Source organism: Myxacorys almedinensis A (assembly GCF_010091945.1).
Classification (GTDB): domain Bacteria; phylum Cyanobacteriota; class Cyanobacteriia; order Leptolyngbyales; family Leptolyngbyaceae; genus Myxacorys; species Myxacorys almedinensis.
On sequence record NZ_WVIE01000085.1, the window covers coordinates 1 to 500 of the forward strand.

1 protein-coding gene is annotated in these 500 nt (G+C 47.0%); it reads left to right on the plus strand.

The window, feature by feature from the left end:
- Nucleotides 1-500, plus strand: a 500-nt coding sequence (locus GS601_RS22750) for a transposase (protein WP_202925306.1), incomplete at both ends; no start/stop codon positions are given.

Below are 500 nucleotides of genomic sequence, written 5' to 3' on the forward strand. Positions count from 1 at the left end.
AAAGATGTGTACAAATCGAAACCTGAAATTGCGGTGGAATTGATTCGGGAAATCAAAGCATTAGGATTTGTGGTTGCGCGAGTGCTAGCGGACAGTTTATATGGCGAGAGTTGGAATTTCATCAACGTCTTAGAGACGCTCAAACTGCCCTACATCGTGGCAATTCGCTCGAATCATGGTGTGTTGATGATGCCTGGACAACGGGTGCGGTACAACGGTTGGTGTGCCTATGACCAACCGTTGGCAGAATACCCAACGCAACAGCGCTACATTCGTGAAATCATCTTTGGAAGACAACGCAAGGTCAGGTACTACCAGATCACTAAAGGCAGCACGGACAACCCAGACAAAGCAGATAGTTGGTTTATCATGACTAACCTACCGGGCGACATCATTTTGAGCGCTGGTTTGCAATACACCCTGAGCTCGACTTTATCCAATTCAAGCAGCGTAGCACAGGAGGCTAGACCAGCAATCCAACAAGGCTTTTGGTATTTTTA